The 19,662-nt window shown below is 61.5% G+C and carries 16 protein-coding genes, 4 tRNA genes and 1 pseudogene; 15 read left to right on the forward strand and 6 right to left on the reverse strand.

Features of this window, described 5'->3' with window-relative positions; genetic code table 11:
• Nucleotides 1–141: 141 nt before the first annotated feature.
• The 5 genes and pseudogenes from C0J29_RS26500 to C0J29_RS34020 all read left to right on the forward strand — a co-directional run.
• Nucleotides 142–2,820, forward strand: a complete 2,679-nt coding sequence (locus C0J29_RS26500; RefSeq protein ID WP_162951554.1) for an NACHT domain-containing protein — start codon at nt 142–144, stop codon at nt 2,818–2,820.
• A gap of 288 nt (nt 2,821–3,108) precedes the next feature.
• Nucleotides 3,109–4,965 (forward strand): AAA family ATPase, encoded by a 1,857-nt coding sequence (locus C0J29_RS26505; protein ID WP_120794045.1) that lies wholly within the window; start codon nt 3,109–3,111, stop codon nt 4,963–4,965.
• The gene (locus tag C0J29_RS26510) at nt 4,962–5,864 is read left to right on the forward strand and encodes a sensor histidine kinase (RefSeq protein ID WP_162951555.1); all 903 of its coding nucleotides are present in this window, start codon (nt 4,962–4,964) and stop codon (nt 5,862–5,864) included. The genes C0J29_RS26505 and C0J29_RS26510 overlap by 4 nt, the downstream gene beginning before the upstream one ends.
• Nucleotides 5,861–7,258, forward strand: coding sequence for a response regulator (locus C0J29_RS26515; protein ID WP_162951556.1), 1,398 nt, complete (start codon nt 5,861–5,863; stop codon nt 7,256–7,258). Before C0J29_RS26510 ends, C0J29_RS26515 begins: the two co-directional genes overlap by 4 nt.
• Before the next feature lie 493 nt (nt 7,259–7,751).
• A pseudogene (locus tag C0J29_RS34020) lies at nt 7,752–8,022 on the forward strand (site-specific integrase); the annotation flags it as partial.
• Nucleotides 8,023–8,057: 35 nt separating this feature from the next.
• Here the strand turns inward: C0J29_RS34020 and C0J29_RS26525 are convergent.
• The 3 genes from C0J29_RS26525 to C0J29_RS26535 form a co-directional block, all read right to left on the reverse strand.
• A tRNA-Phe gene (locus C0J29_RS26525) sits at nt 8,058–8,134 on the reverse strand.
• A 33-nt stretch (nt 8,135–8,167) separates the two neighbouring features.
• Nucleotides 8,168–8,244: transfer RNA gene (locus tag C0J29_RS26530), tRNA-Asp, on the reverse strand.
• Nucleotides 8,245–8,284: 40 nt separating this feature from the next.
• A tRNA-Glu gene (locus C0J29_RS26535) sits at nt 8,285–8,357 on the reverse strand.
• A 125-nt stretch (nt 8,358–8,482) separates the two neighbouring features.
• On the opposite strand from C0J29_RS26535, the gene C0J29_RS26540 reads away from it, so the two are divergent.
• Together C0J29_RS26540 and C0J29_RS26545 are read left to right on the forward strand one after the other, a co-directional pair.
• A tRNA-Lys gene (locus C0J29_RS26540) sits at nt 8,483–8,555 on the forward strand.
• A 126-nt stretch (nt 8,556–8,681) separates the two neighbouring features.
• Nucleotides 8,682–9,512 carry a TIGR04255 family protein gene (locus C0J29_RS26545; RefSeq protein ID WP_065045298.1) on the forward strand — a complete coding sequence of 277 codons (831 nt, stop codon included), beginning with the start codon at nt 8,682–8,684 and terminating at the stop codon, nt 9,510–9,512.
• On the opposite strand, the gene C0J29_RS26550 is transcribed toward C0J29_RS26545, so the two are convergent.
• The gene (locus C0J29_RS26550) at nt 9,509–10,414 is read right to left on the reverse strand and encodes an SAM-dependent methyltransferase (protein ID WP_065162429.1); all 906 of its coding nucleotides are present in this window, start codon (nt 10,412–10,414) and stop codon (nt 9,509–9,511) included. The genes C0J29_RS26545 and C0J29_RS26550 overlap by 4 nt on opposite strands.
• Nucleotides 10,415–10,482: 68 nt before the next feature.
• Between C0J29_RS26550 and C0J29_RS26555 the strand changes: the two genes are divergently transcribed.
• Genes C0J29_RS26555 through C0J29_RS26565 form a run of 3 tightly spaced genes read left to right on the forward strand, consistent with a single transcriptional unit; the run spans nt 10,483 to nt 11,671 of the window.
• Nucleotides 10,483–11,019 carry a nucleoside deaminase gene (locus tag C0J29_RS26555; protein ID WP_120794048.1) on the forward strand — a complete coding sequence of 179 codons (537 nt, stop codon included), beginning with the start codon at nt 10,483–10,485 and terminating at the stop codon, nt 11,017–11,019.
• 50 nt (nt 11,020–11,069) lie between these two features.
• The gene (locus C0J29_RS26560; RefSeq protein WP_120794049.1) at nt 11,070–11,450 is read left to right on the forward strand and encodes an ArsR/SmtB family transcription factor; all 381 of its coding nucleotides are present in this window, start codon (nt 11,070–11,072) and stop codon (nt 11,448–11,450) included.
• A 23-nt stretch (nt 11,451–11,473) separates the two neighbouring features.
• Nucleotides 11,474–11,671, forward strand: a complete 198-nt coding sequence (locus C0J29_RS26565; RefSeq protein ID WP_120794050.1) for a zinc transporter Slc39a7 — start codon at nt 11,474–11,476, stop codon at nt 11,669–11,671.
• 4 nt (nt 11,672–11,675) lie between these two features.
• Here C0J29_RS26565 and C0J29_RS26570 read toward each other — a convergent pair whose 3' ends face one another.
• Entirely contained in the window at nt 11,676–12,707 is a 1,032-nt protein-coding gene (locus C0J29_RS26570) for an oxygenase MpaB family protein (RefSeq protein ID WP_120794051.1), read from the reverse strand.
• Nucleotides 12,708–12,773: 66 nt separating this feature from the next.
• On the opposite strand from C0J29_RS26570, the gene C0J29_RS26575 reads away from it, so the two are divergent.
• The 5 genes from C0J29_RS26575 to phoU all read left to right on the forward strand — a co-directional run bounded on the left by C0J29_RS26575 (nt 12,774) and on the right by phoU (nt 18,829).
• The gene (locus tag C0J29_RS26575; protein ID WP_082978042.1) at nt 12,774–13,406 is read left to right on the forward strand and encodes a TetR/AcrR family transcriptional regulator; all 633 of its coding nucleotides are present in this window, start codon (nt 12,774–12,776) and stop codon (nt 13,404–13,406) included.
• Between the two features lie 148 nt (nt 13,407–13,554).
• Nucleotides 13,555–14,577 carry an acyl-ACP desaturase gene (locus tag C0J29_RS26580; protein ID WP_065045304.1) on the forward strand — a complete coding sequence of 341 codons (1,023 nt, stop codon included), beginning with the start codon at nt 13,555–13,557 and terminating at the stop codon, nt 14,575–14,577.
• Nucleotides 14,578–14,583: 6 nt separating this feature from the next.
• A complete protein-coding gene (dusB, locus tag C0J29_RS26585) occupies nt 14,584–15,717 on the forward strand; it encodes a tRNA dihydrouridine synthase DusB (RefSeq protein WP_120794052.1) in 1,134 nt (377 codons plus the stop codon).
• A gap of 339 nt (nt 15,718–16,056) precedes the next feature.
• The gene (locus tag C0J29_RS26590; protein ID WP_371872505.1) at nt 16,057–18,090 is read left to right on the forward strand and encodes an LCP family protein; all 2,034 of its coding nucleotides are present in this window, start codon (nt 16,057–16,059) and stop codon (nt 18,088–18,090) included.
• A gap of 70 nt (nt 18,091–18,160) precedes the next feature.
• Nucleotides 18,161–18,829: a phosphate signaling complex protein PhoU gene (gene phoU / locus C0J29_RS26595; protein ID WP_120794054.1), complete on the forward strand. Its 669-nt coding sequence runs from the start codon at nt 18,161–18,163 to the stop codon at nt 18,827–18,829.
• 42 nt (nt 18,830–18,871) lie between these two features.
• On the opposite strand, the gene pstB is transcribed toward phoU, so the two are convergent.
• Nucleotides 18,872–19,648, reverse strand: coding sequence for a phosphate ABC transporter ATP-binding protein PstB (gene pstB / locus C0J29_RS26600; RefSeq protein ID WP_065045308.1), 777 nt, complete (start codon nt 19,646–19,648; stop codon nt 18,872–18,874).
• Nucleotides 19,649–19,662 lie beyond the last annotated feature (14 nt).

The following is a 19,662-nucleotide window of genomic DNA, read 5'->3' on the forward strand; positions in this document are numbered from 1 at the left end:
CCTGCTGGATTTCAGGAGCTTGCGGCAGCGTTAGCGGTGGCCGCGTGCGGTCGGCACGTGCAAGCCCTAGGAGTCGGTCGAGACGGTGGACGCGACATGTTCTGTCGTGGCCGCATCGCTTGGGCGGACCAGGGGCAAGAAATGGCAGAAGTCTGGGATGGATACACCGTTTTCCAGGTCAAGCAGAAAACCAGCATAGACTCCATTCCTGGCAAGAATGCTCAATGGCTGTGGACCCAAATTCGGAGCGAATTAGAGCAGTGGGCAGACCCTGATTCCGGTCGAGAACCAGTACCCAACTACCTCGTTTTCGTGAGCAACGTACCACTGACCCCCACTCCCGACACGGGCGGCCTCGCGTTGGTGGATGCACAAATTGAAAACTTTATCGAGTCGTTCGATGACGCATCAAAAGACATAAGTCCGAGCACGAGGCGACAGCGAGAAGCAAGGCGCGCAAGACTCAGTCGCATTCGGGACTGGCGCATATGGGACAGGATCCAAATCGAAGCTTATCTCAATGTCTATGCTGCTGTTCGGCGGGCATTTACAGCGCTACTGACTGCTCAAGATGTGTTCTCTCGCATAACAGAATTTACGGATACACTTCCCGTAGACGAGCTTGAGCCCGCGCTACGAAAGCACGCTAGGGCGGCTTTAGTTGGAGAACGTTCGATCTATTTTGACGAGGCAGGCGCAGGCGACAGCACAGGAACACCCATCGAGCAAATTGCTATTGATCTCCCGATAACGCCCGCATCAGACGGATCCAGACGTACGGCGCTTGGCTATATATTGGAGCGTGCGGAGCGCATTCTCAGGCCATCCCTGTCATTGCATGAAGGACCACGACATCTGGTCTTGGCGGGCGCCCCGGGAAACGGAAAAACGACATTATCTAAGTTTGTCATACAGGCGTACCGAGCCGCATTTGTGTTCGGCGATAATGCCTTAGGAACCGAACATAGCGCTGCAGTAAAAGCTACGGCCGAGGCACTGGTTGATCTCAAGCATGGCGGTCTTCCTAGACACCGGCGATGGCCCATGCGTATTGATCTCGCAGAATACGCAAAGGAAGACGGCTTGGGTCAAGATTCAACCCTGTTAAGATGGATAGCGCACAAAATTTCGCGGCGCTCGAATGCGGGCTCCGTGGCACCCGCAGCACTCGACGCCTGGATGCGACAATGGCCCTGCATTCTCGTCCTCGACGGGTTAGATGAGGTCACCGAGCCTTCTGTGCGTCGGCGATTGATCAGGCAGATAACCGAGTTCGTGGCCGAGGCTGATGCCGACAACTGGGACTTATTGGTTATTTTGACTACACGGCCAATGGGCTACGTCGAAAATATTGCGCCTCTTTTATTTGAACGAATTGATCTTTCACGGCTACAGAAAACACAGGCGGTTAGCTACGGGATTAAAGCTACACGGGTTCGACTACGAGGCGATCAAGATAAGGTAGACCGCATTGAGTCCGAGCTACGCAAAGCCGCGGAAATGGAAGTATTTCGCAATCTCATACAAACTCCGCTTCAAGTATTAATTATAACAATAATCTTAGAAGGTGCAGGCCGGCTTACTCCTGACAGGTACAGTCTATTCTGGACATATTACGACACCGTATTCAAGCGGGAGCGCAGTAAGCCTCTATGGTCAGCTCGCTTACTGCAAGAACACGCTCCGCATATTCTCACTCTCCACCAGCGAGTGGGGTTCGATCTGCAGGTTTTGAGCGAATCGGCAGAAGGCGCAACGGCCACAATCTCTCTATCGAGACTGCGTGAAACCGCCTGGCTAGTGCTTCAAGAAGCAGGGTTTAGACCTTCTACTGCGGATAGTGGACTTCTCGATCAGATAGTTACCGCTGCAACGCACCGTTTGGTACTGCTTGCACCGCGGGAGGATCACGAAGAGGGCTTTGGCTTCGACGTTCGCTCGCTCCAGGAGCTTATGGCAGCTCGATACATTGTCACCGGCACCAATGAGCGGGTGGCCGAACGGTTGCAGACCGCTGCTGCTAGTCCGCATTGGCGAAACGTCTGGCTGTTCGCCGCTGGCAGCTGCTTTGCAGAGCCGCAGCCGCACGAACATGCCGCGCTGGTGGAGCTGGTTAAGCAGGTCGATAAGAATGCATCTCAGCGACTTGGGCTTGTGTGCCCCGTCGGACCGGCTCTTGCTCTCGAACTTGTAGACGATGGCATGGCTCGAGCGCACCCCAGGTTCTACGACGAGCTACTCGTACACGGCCTCGGCATCTTGAGTCTGCCGAGCCCATCAGATCCTCTGTCCATCGCGCGTGCGTTAGTTCGGGCCGCAGACGTCGCGGACAGAAACCGCACAGCTATCGCGGACGCTCTGCGCAACGCACTCGCGGGATCTCCCGTTTCGCAGGAAACTGCGGAAGAAATCCGAGCCTCAGTTGGCACCGCTGGTCGGGAAGCAGGGGCTACCCTGCATGCGATGGGACTCGGTGATGTTCGCGCTATCGCGGTAGCCGGACTGAAACGCGCCTCAGCGTCGCCCGAAAATCACTGGGATCGGTACCGTGACACCCTGCTGTTGGCCGGCACGTCCGGCAAGACGGCTGAAGTTCTCGCGACCGCAGATTCAGTCCTTCGCCACATTCATAGGCATGGCAACCCCGGTACCGGCAGCGTTACGAGCATCCTTGCAGCGATTCGTGATTCTGAGGCATCAGAGATTTTGGAGATTGCGCTCGAGGAAATCGCGCAGTATGAACCGCGGCTGATCCGTCAATTACGCGATGGACTTCTGACGGAGATTTATCGTGCGCCAATTGGTGAGCTAATTCGTTGAGTGCGAATAGAGTGCATCCGCTCAAATTTCACACGAATCGTAGGGGCTTATTGATTAGGTTAAGCCCGGCGTCGTTACCACAGGCCGCAGTAGAAAGACCACCCGCCAAGTCCGCGCTCGGCGATGTCTCGCTACTAAGCTGTATGCCCGAAGATCCCCGCCATCCTGTCCTACTTCGCCTTCCAAACGCGTCAGCAGGTGTAGACGCGGAGTCACGACGATGGACGAGTACAACGGGTTAGGAACGCTCATTGCATTTACCGCAGGATCGACAGGAGGAAGCCACCGATGTACCTAGAGCGACTGCAGGTCGAATCAGAGGGTTTCCTGGCAGGACTCGATCTTGATTTCGTGCCCGGATTAAACGTCATTATAGGCGCAAGAGGCACAGGCAAGACATCTCTTATCGAGCTGATTCGATATTGCACAGGCGCGGGTGCGTTTACGGAAGACGCGTTAAGTCGCGGTCACCAGCAAGCCGTAGCCATCTTAGACGGCGGCGCAGTAACTATCACTTTTAGTGATCAAAACCAGCGGTACACGGTAACTAGATCAGCGGCTGGAAATTTTACATATTCTCAACCAAAAGCCAATTTTTCGTGCACCGTCTTGGCCCAAAGTGAAGTCGAAGCAGTGGGTGCCCAAGCAGCAGGTCGCCTCCATCTGATTGACCGCTTTCGCAGCAAACGGGAGGAAGACAATCGGGAGCTTATCTCGATTCGTTCGCGACTAAAAAGCCAGACCGCCGAATTAGCTGCACTACTTAAGGAAATGCGGGCTATTGCAGACGAAACCGAAGCCCTGAGTGCTATCGAAGAAACGCTGGATACAGCGAGGAAACAGCAAAAAGACATCCTCGATGTCTCGAGTACCACGCAAGCTCAGCAGAACGAGCTTCAAGAGTTGCAACAGGTAAGCAGCGTTATTGCAACCCGCGAGACGATACTCAATCAGGATGTCGAAGAGGTCACAAGCTTTGCCAGAGATCTAACGGACTTGTACAGACGGGCTGATAGATTAATTCAGCCATGGCCCGAAACCGCTGCAATTGATGTTGCTGTCACATACCGAGTCCACCTACGACAACTGCATGATGCGCTCGGGTCAGCGAGAGAAGCGTTGTCCCAACTGGATGCTAATCTGACATCTGCCATCGCACAAACTGCGGCTCTTCGCGCCTCCGTGGAAACACAAAGTCGACATCTTCGGCAGCAGCTCGACTTAGTGCAGGCAGGTATTGGCCAGGCATCCCGTCGCGTGGCGGAATTAGAGGAACAACATGGCCGATTGAAGGCCTTGGCGAACCTTCTGGATGAAAGAACAAAACGATTCGATCGCTTGGCGGAGGAGCGGGACGGGCTTTACGCTGATCTCGAGAAAAGACGCAGTGCGATCTTTAAAGAGCGTCAGAACATTTGCAGCCAATTAAGTCGTGACCTGTCGCCCGCAATTCGGGCGAGGGTGACCCAGTCCGAGAACGTTGACGCTTACCAGTCTGCGATTATCTCGGCGTTACGCGGTAGCGGCATACATTACAATAACCTTGCGCCCCAAATTGCAAGAGAAGTCGCTCCATTTGAGCTGGTCCAATGGGTCGAATTAAACGACGCAGCAGCCCTTGGATCCGCACTCGGCATCAGATCAGATCGCGCACAAACCATAATATCCGCGCTTAACGGTCGGCAACTAGCCGACATCATTGCTGCAGAAATCGGCGACGGTATCGCTCTCGAACTTCTGGACGGGCCCGAATATAAGTCGACTGACCGGCTGTCCATTGGGCAGCGTTGCACCGTTGTACTTCCCGTTCTTCTCGGCCGTCATGGCGACACTCTGATAATCGACCAGCCCGAGGACCACTTGGACAACGCATTCATTGCATCCACTCTAGTAACTGCATTGCGGCAAAGGCGCGGACAAGACCAATTTATATTTTCGTCACATAATGCCAACATCCCCGTTCTCGGAGAGGCGGATCAAGTGGCTGTCATGACATCAGACGGCGAACACGGCTCTGTCTCACACGTAGGTCCGCTCGACGACCGGAATACGGTGTTACACATCACAGCATTAATGGAAGGCGGGATAGAGGCGTTTACGAAGCGATCACGTTTTTACGAGTTAGAGGGAATCGAGCTTTCGTGAACGCCGATGAAGTCAGTGCGCTCCTCCGACATAAAGATTCGTCTGAACGTCTTCGCGGCGCAAGAATGTTGATCGCACTAGAAACAGCTCCTTCGTTAGCTGAAATAAGAAGGCTACGGAACGAAGAACCGAGTTCATGGGTGCGAGCGGCATTAGATCGCGCTTTGCAACGGTGGGAAAGGAGTGGTGCCCCAGACCGTGGGGAAGGCTGGATATCCGAAGCCAGTGCCGTAGACCTCGAAGATGTCCGAGCGCAAGCTATCGAATTCGTAACCAAGTCGTTCTTACATGAAATCCGGCCGTTGGTTACGGATATAAATGTGTTCGCACGCGACGAGATTGGCGCTGCTTTCGAGACATCTAAGACGGCCCGGGCCATTATTCGTATTCGTGAATTTCTTCAAGCTATTCAACGGTTGAATGAAGCTGCCTCATCGCCTCAGCTTATCGAGTTCGACTTGGGAAATCTGATTGTGGAAGAAATTGCCAATGGGAAGTTTTCGCAAGACCAGCTCGTAGCTACTCGGAGTGACCCAGTGATTGTAAAAGGCGATCCGAACCTTCTAAAGTTGGCTCTACAAAATGCATTTCGTAATGCAGTCGAAGCGAGTGAATCGACCGGCAAACAAGTTGTGGTAAATTGCGGCGCTTCGTCAGGAAAAGCTTGGGTAGCCATACTCGACGAAGGAATCGGCCTTCCCGAAAGTGCAACAAAAGTTTGGATGCCGGGTGTCACAAAGAAATCGAAAGAAGAGCATTTTGGGTTTGGTCTTCCTATAGCGCGGCGTGCGATTCACTCGCTCGGTGGCTGTATCCGCCTGTATCCTCGAGAACACGGCGGGACGGCGTGTGAGATTCTGTGGGTTTTCGAGCAACAGCGGCAACTGGAGGACGAGTGAAGATTCTTCTGGTCGAGGATGAGGATAGAAGCGCGCGACAGACAAGCTCGATCATTAGGCGCATTTCAAACAGCTGTGAAATCAGCGTCGCTAGATGTCGCGACGACGCAATCGCGGAAATCGAACAGCGCTCGTTTGATCTGGTGATATGTGATCTTCGCATTCCACCAAATAACGAGAGTGCGGATGTGGACGAAAGTCACGGGCTGGCAGTACACGGTCGTGCACGGGAGCTGGCCCCCGGTACTCCACTCGCATTTTTAACCGCCTTCGCCACGCCAAAGAATACAAAAGACCATCTGTCCGGTGGTGGGCTTGAAAATGTCTTTGGTATTGCGAATTTTCGGCTTGTCCAATTGATCGAAAAAGACGATCTTATGGGGCTCGAACAGTATCTTGAGACGCTATTAGGAGCTTGCGAATCGTTGCAGTCCTCTTGCACTGTCACGGGTTCTGAACTTGATGAACCGATGTTTGATCGAGCGGTCCGCGTCTATGCTGCGTCAACTGGTCACAGCAGGGTCGTCGTCGAGGCCTCGTCCGGCCTTTCAGGTGCAGCCGTTGGGCGTGTCCGACTCGAATCTGACATCCAAGCATCGGCGAAGGTGTTGATCAAGCTTGATTCTCACAGCAATTCCGCCGACGAATCCGAGCGGTACAACAAGTATGTGGCTAATCGCCTCCAGCCAGGGCACTTTGCGCCTGCATTACCGCCTATGCGAGCAGGATTAAGGAAGAAGTCTGCCCTCGTCCTGACTTTAGCAGATGACCGATATATGACCTTATTCGAATTCTTGCGACAAACGCCTGGTTGTGCCGCCGAGGTCGTGGCTAGACTACGTCAGGCTTTGCAACCCTGGTCCGAGGTCACGAACACAATTCCAGTGGATCTTCGAGACCTGAGGCAATCTCGCATATCCGACGCGGAGCTGATCTCTAACGGATTTGACGCTAACGACTTTGGGCGTAGGGAAGCACGTTCGATATCAATGCGGCAAGGAATCGTTCATGGCGACTTGCACGGCGGTAATGTATTAGTGGATAGTGATCGGCGCCCAATGATCGTTGACTACGGCGATGTTGGGGTCGATTACACGGCGGTCGACCCTGTGACGCTCGAACTTAGCCTTATCTACAATCGGCAGGGCCCTGCTCGAGCAGCTGAATTTCACTCCAGCATCCGCTGGGATTTGTGGCCCGATGTCGAGGCATGCTACGACTCGAGTCCGTTTAGGAGCTTCGCTGCTGCCTGCCGCCAGTGGGCGTTAGAGTCGGATTCTGAAGAAGCCGTGATGGCGTTCGCGTACGCTCACTCTGTCCGCCAGCTGAAATACGGTGATGTTCCCAAAGAAGTGGCCTCGGCGGTTGCTGATGCAAGTGTGTCGGCACTTTAAGCGCGCCCAGGGTACGACCCTAGCGATCATTTGAGCTGCGAAACACTCCGACGCTATGAGACAAGAACGCGATGTGGCCGTCCTCGTCTGACGACTTTAGATGCCAATAACCGGGCCCGAGGGCCGGTGCACCCTGGTCTGTCCGAGGACCCTTCGCGTCCCGTTGAGCGTGGAGACGTTTCAAAGGCAACCGTGCAAAGAGGGTCATAGCGCTCGGCTACCGCAGTTATAAGGATTTGGCGGCCCGCTTGAAGCTTTTATGATCGGCAGAAAAGTGCCCACGTAATCGAATCCACTGTGCCGTGTTGTCTGCTCGGGCGGGGACACGTATCGATTCTGGCGTCTTCGTCGAGTCGGCAATTGGAACGGTTGAGGGCCAGGACGTCCGCGACGTGATGCACAATCCGGTCGGTCATGGCGGCGGTGACGACTTGGTCATCGAAAACGTCTTCCCGGTGGCGAGGGGCAGGCAGGTGGCTTTTCCGGCGCCGGACACGCCCACTGGAACGACACACTCAGGAAAGCCGAACTAACCCTTAACGATTCACAACCTTCGGCACGTCTACGCCAGCCTGGCCCGGGTATCAGGCGCCGACCTTCGCTACGTCCAAAAAACAATCAGGCATTTGACACCAACCGTTAGCGCGAATGCCGACAGCGACCTCTGATCAGACCTCGGTCAAGTAGCCGCCAACCTCGACACGCTTTGCAGCACCGTCGCCAACCTGGTGAACGGACAGGAACCGGACAAGGCAATCAATCCAAAGAGTGCTGTCGCCGCATACAAGCAGGTCAGAGATGGTGGCCAGGGGCGGGATCGAACCGCCGACCTTCCGCTTTTCAGGCGGACGCTCGTACCGACTGAGCTACCTGGCCGAAAGCCGGCAGGCAGCGTGTGCCTCGCCGTGCTGGCGACCCTGACGGGACTCGAACCCGCGACCTCCGCCGTGACAGGGCGGCGCGCTAACCAACTGCGCCACAGGGCCTTGCTGTACTGCTTTGCTCCACGGGTACCCGCGTAGCCAGTACCCCCTACGGGATTCGAACCCGCGCTACCGCCTTGAAAGGGCGGCGTCCTAGGCCGCTAGACGAAGGGGGCCAGAACCGAATCTCTCCGGGGCACTGCCAACGCAATTACTGTTGGGAGCCAAGCCAGCTTAGGTCACCCCGGCCCCAATCCTCAAACGAGCCCTCCGCCGGCACCCAGTATTGTGAGTCTCCGCCGCCCCTATAGCTCAGTTGGTAGAGCTACGGACTTTTAATCCGCAGGTCGTAGGTTCGAGTCCTACTGGGGGCACCCACCCGGCGTCGAACCGCCCTCAAACGGCTGCGACCTGGCGCGCCACCCGTTCAAAGCCCGAAAGGACGAGCCGAGATCGGACGCTCCGGGTGATTGCCATCACGCTTCGTTAAGCTCGCGGCTATGCTTCCGGACGTGAATCCCGCTGAGGTACAACCCAACGCCCCCGTAGCCCTGGTGACGCTGGAGATCCGTCACCCGGCAACAGACTCTCTGACCGAGACGGCCAGCCGCGAACTCAAGCATCTGCTGCTGAACGACCTGCCGATCGAACGCCAGGCCCAGGATGTCCAGTGGGGCATGACCGCCCCCGGTCAGCCCCCGCAGCCGGTGGCGGATCGCTTCGTGCGCTACTCCAACCGCGAGAACACCACCGCCGCGTCGCTCAAGAATCAGGCGATCGTCGTCGAGACCAGCGCATACAGCAACTTCGACACCTTCCTGGACATCGCGTTGCGGGTCGTCGACGCGCGTTCGGCGGTCTCGTCGATCGTGGGCATCGAGCGCATCGGTCTGCGCTACGTCCTGGAGATCCGGGTCCCCGCCGGGGTCGACGGCCGGATCGAGTGGACCAACTGGATCGACGAGAGCCTGCTCGGCCCGCAGCGCCTGGCGCCCGGCGGACTGACCCTGACCGAATGGCAGGGCGCCGCCGTCTACCGCGAGGCCCAGCCGGGCAAGTCACTCATCGTGCGGTACGGACCGGGTGTCGGTCAGGCGCTCGACCCGAGCTACCACCTGCGCCGCGTCACGCCGGCCCAGACCGGCCAGTTCTTCCTGATGGACATCGACAGCTTCTGGACGCCACCCACCGGCGCCATCCCGGAGTACAACCGCGACGCGCTCGTCTCGACCTACCGGGACCTCTACGCCCCGGCGCAGACGGTGTTCCAGGACATGCTCACCAGCCGCCTGAAGGACGAACTGCTCCGGAACCAGCCCAGCCCCAGCTAGGGCCGGAACACCGCGCTGGCGAACGTCACGTCCGCAAACGCCTCGGCGAGTTCATCGTCGGGGTAGGCGAACCCGTTGGCCTCGTGCAGTTCCTTGGTGGTGTGCGCGGAGGTCTGCCAGCCGGCGCCTGCCAGGTGATCGAGGATGTGGCTGCGCTCGGCGTGGTAGACGAGGTCGTTGAAATCGATCTCGAAGCCGAGTTCGGCCATCCGGTCATGGTGTGCGCGCCAACGCTCGTCCTGGAAGATCCGGGTGTCCGGGACGAATTCGAACGCCAGTTGGCTGCCCGGCGCGCTCAGCGCGGTGATGTTGTCGAACAGCGCGTCCTGCGCGTCGTCCGGCAGATACACCAGCAGGCCCTCGGCGCTCCACGCCGACGGGGCCGACGCGTCGAACCCGGCCGCCCGCAGCGCCGAAGCCCAGTCGTCACGCAGGTCGACGGCGACGGTCCGGCGCTCGGCGGTGGGCTCGGCGCCCAGGTCGCTCAGCGTCAGAGTCTTGAACTCGATCACCTCCGGCATGTCGACCTCGTAGAGGACGGTGCCCGCCGGCCACGGCAGCCGGTAGGCGCGCGCATCCAGACCCGACGCCAGAATGACCGCCTGAGCCACGCCGCTGCGCGTGGCGTCCATGAAGAAGTCGTCGTAGAACCTGGTCCGGCAGGCCATGCCCCGGGCCATCCGCTGCGGGTCGAACTCGGAGTCGTCGTCGACCGGAATCTGACCATTCACCAGGCGGGTGTAGACGTCGATGCCCACCGCGCGCACCAGCGGCGCCGCGAACGGGTCGTCGATCAGCGCGTGTTCGGGGTCGGAAGCCAGCGCCCGCTGGGCGGCGACCATGGTTGCCGTCGCACCGACACTCGTCGCAAGGTCCCAGCGATCCCGATCGGTACGCACCATTGCACTCCCTCTAAGTCAGCCTTTAACCGAGAAATATAGATAACCTAGTTACTATCACAGAACCACCAATGATTCTGCGGGCTACCCTGCGGGATGTGACCGACTTCGCACAGCGAACCATCGACCTCGCCCGCCGGAACGTCGCCGAAGGGGGTCGCCCGTTCGCGACGGTCATCGTCAAGGACGGTGAGGTTCTCGCCGAAAGCGCTAATAAGGTGGCGCAGACCCACGACCCCACCGCGCACGCCGAGATCCTGGCGATCCGCGAGGCATGCACCAGACTCGGCACCGAGCATCTGGTCGGCACCACCATCTACGTACTGGCCCACCCCTGCCCGATGTGCCTGGGTTCGCTCTATTACTGCTCCCCCGACCAGGTCGTGTTCCTGACGACCCGCGACGCCTACGAGCCGTACTACGTCGACGACCGCAAATACTTCGAGCTGGCCACGTTCTATGACGAGTTCGCCAAGGACTGGCGAGACCGCCGGCTGCCGATTCGCGAGGAAACCCGCCCGGAGATCCAGGAGGCCGCCGTCGACGTCTACCGCACGTGGCAGCAGCGCAACGGCGGCCGGCGCCAGGCGACCGTCGTTCCCGACTGACAACGCGCTCAGCTTGACACCGCGCCCGCAGACTAAACTATTATCTACGTATGCACGCAGATAGTAGAGCTGATCGGCTGCCGGATGACCAGGTCGGCCTGGTGGTCGAGGTCTTCCGGATGCTCGCCGACGCCACCCGCGTGCAGGTGTTGTGGTCGCTGGCCAAACACGAGATGTCGGTCAACGAACTCGCCGAGCATGTGGGCAAACCCGCCCCTTCGGTCTCCCAGCACCTGGCGAAGTTGCGCATGGCACGCCTGGTGCGGACCCGTCGCGACGGCACCACGATCTTCTACAGCCTGGAGAACGACCACGTGCGCCAGCTGGTCATCGACGCCGTCTACAACGCCGAACACGCCGGCCCCGGAGTTCCCGGCCACCATCGCGGCGACGGCGGCGTCAAGGCGATCAAACGTCAAGCGTCACAATAATTTTCACGATAAGGAGAAAGAAAATGTCCGAGCACACCCACGATGAGGCCCACGCCCACGAACACCAACACGGGGACGTGCACCACAGCCACGCCCACACCACCCATGAGCACGAGCACGTCGCGCACGAGCACGCTCACTCACACGGCGACGGCACCGAACACACGCACCAGCACGTGCACCAGTCCGGTCTCGAAGAGGTGCACAGCCACACGCACTGAGCCCTCAGACCTCCGGGCAGTAGTGCTTGGGGTCACCCCGCTCGTCCAGCGGTGGCAGGTTGCGGGCCGGCGTCTGCGGCAGCGGTGCGTCGGCCGGAATGCGCCCGGATGCGCGGTCGAGTCCGGCACGGGCCCGCGGGTGCTTCCGGTACCGGACCGGCACGAACGCGAAAACCGCGCGCACCACGCTGCCGAAGCGCCGGTGCAGCCACTCGTCGCGGCCTGACCACCGATAACCCAACCGCTCCCGGACGGCCGGGTGATACAGGCCGACCGTCAGCCAGAGAAAGAACGGCGCGGACAGCTTGGTCATGGCCGACCACAGCCAGTCGGGCAGCCACGGCGCGATCGGCGGCTTGCCGTAATTCGTCAGATCAAGGACCACCCGGGTCGCGAAGTTGTCCTCTAAAACGTTGCGGCACATGTGATCCCAGTAGACCTGGAACTCTTCCCAGGACTTCGGCACCGGCCGCATGCTCATCCCGTACATCCGGTACCACTGGACGTGTTCGTCGAACAGCTGCCGCTTCTCCGCTTCGGTCAGACCGCCACAGAACCACTCGGCCACGTGTAGCGTCCCGACGAAGAAGGTCGAGTGCGCCCAGTAGAAGACGTCCGGGTTCAACGCGTGGTAGCGCCGCCCCTGGTCGTCGACACCCTTGATGTCGATGTGGTAGTCGCGCACTTCGGCACCGGTGGTCGGGGCGCGGTCACCGTCGAAGACCACGCCGCCGATTGGGTACAGGGACCGCATCACCCGCGGGAGGGGCTCCCGCAGGAAAGTCGAGTGGTCCTTCACGGCGGCGCCCAACTGGGGGTGCATGTTCTGCATGGATCCCGCGAACGGCCCCTGCAGCATGCCGCGCCAGTCGCCGAAGTACTTCCATGTCAGCGAGTCGGGGCCGAGCGGCTGCGGCGGAGCCTCGTAGCCCAGCGGTGATACCGGGCAGCCGACGGCCAGATCGGCCTGCCCGTCGGCGGGGGCGTCTGGCTCGGCGCTGGTCACCGGGCACGCCGCGGACGTATCTTGGGTCACTGGTGTCATTCCTCAGCTGTCAGAAATCTGACTACACGCGTTGTCAGAATCGATTCTAGGAGCGAAGTGCAGGCGGGTCAACGACGGGGCCGCTGGTCAGGCGTCCCCTTGGAGGACCGCCATGCGTTGCGCCGCGACACGTTGGTGGCGGCCGGCGTCGAACTGCTTGGCGGCGAAGGCGGGCCCGCACTCACGGTGCGCGCCGTCTGCCGCCACGCCAACCTGACCGAGCGGTACTTCTACGAGAGCTTCACCGACCGCGAGCACTTCGTCCGCGCGGTCTACGACGACGTCTGCACCCGCGCGATGGCGACGCTGACGTCGGCCAAGACCCCCCGCGCAGCCGTCGAGCAGTTCGTGGCGCTGATGGTCGACGACCCGGTGCGCGGGCGCGTCCTGCTGCTGGCACCCGCAGTGGAGCCGGTACTGACCCGCTCCGGGGCGGAGTGGATGCCCAACTTCATCGATCTGTTGCAGCGCAAGCTCTCCCGGATCGTCGACCCGGTCACCCAGAAGCTGGTCGCGACCAGCCTGATCGGCGCGCTGACGGCCCTGTTCACCGCGTACCTGAACAACCAGCTCGGTGCCACCCGCCAGCAGTTCATCGACTACTGCGTCGACATGTTGCTGGGCACGGCCGCCACCTACGTCGAACAGGGCTCGGCCGAAATCGCGGTCGCGTCCGCGCCGCACGATTAGCCGCGCGCCACGCCGGGCACCCTTTGCAGCGGTAGCCTCCTCAACCTTGACCGCACCGTGATGCGCCACACCGTCGGCAAACTTGAATGCTACTGACGGACACAGATATATTGACTGCAACCAACAGACACAGATAACTGGAGTTGCCATGTCAGGCGAGCTGACCAATCTGCAGCTGCTACAGGAACTCGAGCCGATGGTCGAGAAGTACCTGAACCGGCACGAGAGCATGCACAAAGACTGGAACCCGCACGACTACATCCCGTGGTCGGACGGGAAGAACTTCTACGCGCTCGGTGGACAGGATTGGGAGCCGGGGCAGTCCAAGCTGTCCGACATCGCGCAGGTCGCGATGGTGCAGAACCTGATGACCGAAGACAATCTGCCGTCGTATCACCGCGAGATCACCATGAACTTCGGCCTGGACGGCCCGTGGGGCCAGTGGGTGAACCGCTGGACCGCTGAGGAGAACCGGCACGGGATCGCGCTGCGCGACTACCTGGTGGTGACGCGCGCCGTCGACCCCTACGAGCTGGAGAAGCTGCGCATGGAGGTGGTGAACCGGGGCTTCAGCCCGGGCCAGAACCACCAGGTGCGCGACGACCTGTTCGCCGAGAGCCTGTTCGACTCGGTCATCTACGTCACGTTCCAGGAGCTCGCCACCCGGATCTCGCACCGCAACACCGGCAAGGCCTGCAACGAGCCGATCGCCGACCAGATGCTGGCCAAGATCTCGGCCGACGAGAACCTGCACATGATCTTCTATCGCGACGTCAGCGAGGCCGGGTTCGAGATCGCGCCCAACCAGGCGATGAAGTCGCTGCACAAGATCCTGCGCAACTTCCAGATGCCCGGCTACCAGGTGCCCGAATTCCGGCGCAAGGCGGTGGTCATCGCGGTCGGCGGCGTCTACGACCCCCGCATCCACCTCGACGACGTGGTCATGCCTGTGCTGAAGAAATGGCGCATCTTCGAGCGCGAGGACTTCACCGGCGAGGCCGCCGCGCTGCGCGACGATCTCGGTGTGCTGGTCAAGGAACTCGAAGCGTCCTGCGACAAGTTCGAGCAGTCCAAGCAGCGCCAGCTGGACCGGGAAGTCCGCACGGGCAAGAAGACCACCGCGTTCGAGCTGCACCAGACCGCCGGCAAGCTGACGTTGAGCGGGCGGTAGTGCCCTTTGCGCATCGGCACCATCGAGCTGGCCAGCCCCGTCGTGCTGGCGCCCATGGCCGGGGTGACGAACGTCGCTTTCCGGTCGCTGTGCCGTGAGCTGGAGCAGGCGAAGGTAGGCACGGTCAGCGGACTGTACGTCTGCGAGATGGTGACCGCGCGCGCTCTCGTCGAGCGCCACCCGGTCACCATGCACATGACGACGTTCGCGCCGGACGAGTCGCCGCGCTCGCTGCAGCTGTACACGGTTGACCCGGACACCACCTTCGCCGCGGCCAAGATGATCGCCGACGAGGGACTGGCCGACCACATCGACATGAACTTCGGCTGCCCGGTGCCCAAGGTGACCAAGCGCGGCGGCGGAGCGGCGCTGCCCTACAAGCGGCGGCTGTTTGGTCAGATCGTCGCCGCCGCGGTGCGCGCCACCGCCGGCACCGACATACCGGTGACCGTCAAGTTCCGCATCGGCATCGACGACCAGCACCACACCCACCTCGACGCGGGGCGTATCGCCGAGGCCGAAGGCGCGGCGGCCGTCGCGCTACACGCCCGCACCGCCACCCAGCGGTATTCGGGCACCGCCGACTGGGATCAGATCGCCCTGCTCAAGCAGCAGGTCCGCACCATCCCGGTGCTGGGCAACGGCGATATCTACGACGCCAGCGACGCATTGGCCATGATGGCCGCCACGGGATGCGACGGCGTGGTGATCGGCCGCGGCTGCCTCGGCCGACCCTGGCTGTTCGCCGAGCTGTCGGCCGCGTTCACCGGCACACCGGCTCCGGAGCCGCCCAACCTCGGCGAGGTCGCCGACATCATCCGACGGCACGGCGCTCTGCTGGCCGCCCATTTCGGTGAAGACAAGGGCATGCGCGACATCCGCAAGCACGTCGCCTGGTATCTGCACGGCTTCCCGGCCGGGTCCGACCTGAGGCGGGCGTTGGCGCTGGTCAAGACACTCGACGAACTCGACGACCTGCTCGACCGGCTGGATCGCGACGTCACGTTCCCGGAAGCCGGCAACGGCCCACGCGGCCGGCAGGGTTCACCGGCCCGAGTGTCGCTGCCCGACGGCTGGCTCAACGATCCCGACGACTGCCGGGTGCCGGAAGGCGCCGACGTCATGCACTCCGGCGGCTGATCCGCAAGCCGGGGTGGCTGAACCGAGACACTCTCGAAATCGCGTCTCAGCCGAGAAATCAGTACGATATGAGCCTTAATGCAATTCCGCGGCGCCCGATACGGCGGTGCTGCGTTTACGTGTGCGCGTTGTGCCCGAAGAAGCCACACCATCGGTGGGGACGTCCGCATAGTGACTTTCGGAGGCCGGTAGGACATGAGTGACGGCGGGAAAGACGCCACTCCTGACCATCGGCGTGCGCGGAGCGCCGGTGATGCTGACTTCCTTACCGCAAATTCACAGCCATTGCGAGGCGCCGCGCCGTGGGAGCGTTTCACCGCACCGCACGCCGACGACGAGATGAGCCGGTGGTCGGCCGGCACCTTCTCCGGAGCCGAGCCGGATTCTTCTCGTGGAGCCGAACCCCGGGAAGCCGCGGGCAGCCACAACGACGGCGTCCTGAGCGTCGCGGACCTGATCGCGAAGCTCGGCGCCACCCTTCCGGACCGTCCCACCAATCACCACGTGGCCGACGAACCAGAGGTGGTCGAGGACGAGCCCGCGGCCGCCGAAGAGCCCGCGGCCGCCGAATGGCCCGCGGCCGCCGAAGTGCCAGAGATCGCCGACCGCGACGACCTGCTCGACACCCAGGTCATCCCCACTCCGGCGTACTCGCTGCAACTGCTCTCCGAAATCCCCGACCTCGGGGCGGCCAACTATCCGGAGGATGCGGACCAGGCGCCGCGCCGGAAGCGACGCCGTGCCTCCTCCCCGGCTGCCGCGTCCGACGCCAAAGCCCCGAAGCGCAAGTCCCGCCGGCGGCCCATCCTGATCGCGGGCCGGTCCATGGTGGCGCTCATCGCCCTGCTGTCGCTGGTCCTCACCGGCGGCGCGTGGCACTGGAGTTCGTCGAAGAACAATCAGCTGAACACCGTCAGCGCCTTGGACCCCGGGTCCGCCGACATCGTCGACCCCAACGCGCAGTACGGCGACGAGAACTTCCTGATCGTCGGCATGGACTCGCGCCTGGGCGCGAACGCCAATGTGGGGGCCGGCGACACCGAGGACGCCGGTGGCGCCCGTTCGGACACGGTGATGCTGGTCAACATTCCCGCTAACCGCAAACGGGTGGTCGCGGTGTCGTTTCCCCGCGACCTGGCGATCAACCCCATTCAGTGCGAGGCCTGGAATCCCGAGGACGGCAAGTACGGGCCGATCTACGACCCGAAGACCGGCAAGACCGGTCCCCGGATGGTCTACACCGAGACCAAACTGAACTCCGCGTTCTCCTTCGGCGGCCCCAAGTGCCTGGTGAAGGTGATCCAGAAGTTGTCCGGTTTGAGCGTCAACCGCTTCATCGCCATCGACTTCGTCGGCTTCGGGCGCATGGTCGAGGCCCTCGGCGGAGTCGAGGTGTGCAGCACGACGCCGCTGAAGGACTACGAGCTGGGGACGGTGCTGGCCCACGCCGGTCGCCAGGTCATCGACGGTCCGACCGCGCTGAACTATGTGCGCGCCCGTCAGGTCACCACGGAGAGCAACGGCGACTACGGCCGAATCAAGCGTCAGCAGCTGTTCCTGTCCTCGCTGCTGCGGACGATGATCTCCGAGGACACGTTGATGAACCTCAACAAGCTCAACAACGTCGTCAACATGTTCATCGGCAACAGCTACGTGGACAACGTCAAGACCAAAGACCTGGTCGAACTCGGCCGTTCCCTGCAGCACATGGCGGCCGGGCACGTCACGTTCGTGACCGTGCCCACCGGCGTGACGGACCAGGACGGCAACGAGCCGCCGCGGACCGCGGACATGAAGGCGCTGTTCACCGCGATCATCAACGACGATCCGCTGCCCAAGGAAAACGACCAGAACGCGCAGAGTCTGGGCACCTCGCAGACGTCCGGGACCGGCCCCAGCACGACCAAGAAGCCGCCACAGCCGCAACCGGACTCGGCCCCGGCCACCGACCTGCACCGCGAGCAGGTGACGACGACCTCCCCGCAGGAGGTCACGGTCCAGGTGTCCAACGGCACCGGTACCGAGGGTCTGGCCGCCACCGCCGCGGGCCAGCTCAAGCGCAACGGCTTCAACGTGATGACGCCGGACGACTACCCGAGTTCGCTGAAGTCGACGACGGTGTTCTTCTCGCCCGGCAACGAGCAGGCCGCCGCCACGGTCGCCGCGGCGTTCGGTAACTCCAAGGTGGAGCGGGTCACCGGGATCGGCTCGGTGGTCCAGGTGGTGCTCGGGCCGGACTTCAGCGCGGTGAGTTCGCCGCCGCCCAGCGGCTCCTCGGTGAGCATGCAGGTCAGCCGGAACACCAGCAGCCCGCCGACCCGGCTGCCGGAGGATCTGACGGTCACCAATGCCGCCGACACCACCTGCGAATAGCACAACATCGTTTGTGAACAGGACGTGCCGCTGCACGCCATCGGCTATGTCCAGAACGTAGGCTTTACACATGAGAACCGCCTACCATGAGCAGCTCGCGGAATTATCCGAGCGACTCGGCGAGATGTGCGGGCTGGCCGGGATTGCGATGGAGCGGGCTACTCAAGCCTTGTTGCAGGCCGATCTGGTGCTGGCCGAGCAGGTCATCACCGACCACGAGAGAATATCGGCGCTCAGCGCCCAGGCGGAGGAGAGCGCCTTCGTCCTGCTGGCCCTGCAGGCGCCGGTAGCCGGTGACCTGAGGTCGATCGTCAGCGCGATCCAGATCGTCGCCGACATCGACCGGATGGGCGCGCTGGCGCTGCACGTCGCAAAGATCGCCCGCCGCCGGCACCCGCAGCACGCGCTGCCCGAAGAGGTCAACGGCTACTTCGCCGAAATGGGAAGCATCGCAGTCGAATTGGGCAACAGCGCGCAAGAGGTACTGCAGACCCACGACCCGGAGAAGGCGGCCCGGATCCGCGAAGAAGACGACGCGATGGACGACCTGCACCGGCACCTGTTCAACGTGCTGATGGACCGGGAGTGGAAGTACGGCGTAGCTGCCGCGGTGGATGTCACGCTGCTGGGCCGATTCTACGAACGCTTCGCCGACCACGCCGTCGAGGTGGCCCGCCGGGTCATCTTCCAGGCCACCGGCAAGTTCGCCGAAGGCGAGCCCAGCCCCACCTCGCACTGACGGCGTCAGACGCCGCGCGCAACCCCCGCCGCGCGGGGACGCTTACCCGAACCGGCCGGAGATGTAGTCCTCGGTGGATTTCTGGCTGGGGTTGGAGAAGATCTTCTCGGTGTCGTCGATCTCGATCAGGCGCCCGGGCTTGCCGACGGCCTCCAGGTTGAAGAACGCCGTCTGATCGCTCACGCGCGCCGCCTGCTGCATGTTGTGCGTGACGATGACGATGGTGTACTCCTGCTTCAATTCGCTGATCAGTTCCTCGATCGCCATCGTCGAGATGGGGTCCAGCGCCGAGCAGGGTTCATCCATCAACAGCACGTCGGGTTGCACGGCGATGGCGCGGGCGATACACAACCGCTGCTGCTGGCCGCCGGAGAGGCCGCCGCCGGGCTTGTCCAACCGGTCTTTGACCTCGTCCCACAGGTTGGCACCGCGCAGTGAGTGCTCGGTGGTCTCGTCGAGCACCTTGCGGTTGCGCACACCCTGCAACTTCAGACCGGCCACCACGTTGTCGCGAATCGACATCGCGGGGAAGGGGTTCGGTCGCTGGAACACCATGCCGATGGCCCGGCGTACGCCGACGGGGTCGATCCGCGCGCCGTAGATGTCCTCATCGTCGAGCAGCACGCTGCCGTCCACCCTGCCGCCGGGCACCACCTCGTGCATGCGGTTGAGCGTGCGCAGCACCGTGGTCTTGCCGCAACCGGACGGGCCGATGAAGGCCGTCACGCTGCGCGGCAACACCGACAGGGTCACGTCGGCGACCGCATGAAACGACCCGTAGTAGATGTTGACCTCTTTGAGGTCCAACCGTTTGGCCAACTGGCACAGCTCCT

The organism is Mycobacterium paragordonae, assembly GCF_003614435.1.
GTDB lineage: Bacteria > Actinomycetota > Actinomycetes > Mycobacteriales > Mycobacteriaceae > Mycobacterium > Mycobacterium paragordonae.